Source organism: Brucella tritici (assembly GCF_008932295.1).
Taxonomy (GTDB): Bacteria; Pseudomonadota; Alphaproteobacteria; order Rhizobiales; family Rhizobiaceae; genus Brucella; species Brucella tritici.
This window is the reverse complement of the sequence record NZ_WBWA01000108.1, coordinates 1-258: the sequence shown is the minus strand read 5'-3', so window position 1 is coordinate 258 and position 258 is coordinate 1. Positions and strand designations below refer to the sequence as shown.

Below are 258 nucleotides of genomic sequence, written 5' to 3'. Positions count from 1 at the left end.
AGGTTTGAGCAAACCATTGCGACATCAGCTATAAAGCTGATCCGATTACATCTTCTCTTCACGATTTCATACAGAACAGGCAGACTTCGTAAAGTCCGCAAACTTGGTTCTTTCTCTTGTTGACTGCCAATATCCGTCTCAACACCAAAACACGCCCATTCTCAAGGAATGATGGTGGAGCCGGACGGGATCGAACCGACGACCCCCTGCTTGCAAAGCAGGTGCTCTCCCAGCTGAGCTACGGCCCCTTATCATGTA

Annotated in this window: 1 tRNA gene; it reads right to left on the bottom strand. The window is 49.2% G+C overall.

The features are described from left to right. Nucleotides 1-172: 172 nt before the first annotated feature. Nucleotides 173-248 (bottom strand) — tRNA-Ala (locus F9K91_RS25660). Nucleotides 249-258 lie beyond the last annotated feature (10 nt).